Below are 361 nucleotides of genomic sequence, written 5' to 3'. Positions count from 1 at the left end.
GTCGAAGCGTGCACTGCCCTGCGTTGAGGCGGGCAACTGGATTCTGAATTCAGTCATGACCAGGTGCATCAACAACTGCGCTTCGGTGCGTTCAACCATGGCTACCTGAAGGTCGATAGCGTCCAATCTGAACGTCGCACTGGCCGGCCCGGTCGAGACAAGGCTCGCCAGGCCAAGATTGCGTCGCAGGTATTCAAGCGTGACCCCGGGTCGGTAACCGGCCGGTGCGCGCCTGGCACTGAACAGCTCAGACAGCTTTTGCAGCATGCTCGAAATGCCCGTTGTGAGGGTTGCCCGGCTCATGGGAAAACTCCTGTGCCAGCACGTCTTCTACCGACGCTGGCTTGAATGGATTGACCTT

The 361-nt window shown here is 59.0% G+C and carries 1 protein-coding gene; it reads right to left on the bottom strand.

The window, feature by feature from the left end; translation table 11 throughout:
- A partial coding sequence (locus tag OC610_RS29035) for a DUF3156 family protein (RefSeq protein ID WP_264433286.1) occupies window positions 1-267 on the bottom strand: 267 nt, incomplete at its 3' end.
- Window positions 268-361 lie beyond the last annotated feature (94 nt).

This window comes from Pseudomonas agronomica (assembly GCF_025917275.1).
GTDB classification, from domain to species: Bacteria; Pseudomonadota; Gammaproteobacteria; order Pseudomonadales; family Pseudomonadaceae; genus Aquipseudomonas; species Aquipseudomonas agronomica.
Note: the sequence above shows the minus strand (reverse complement) of the source record. Positions and strands in the feature narration are given on the sequence as shown.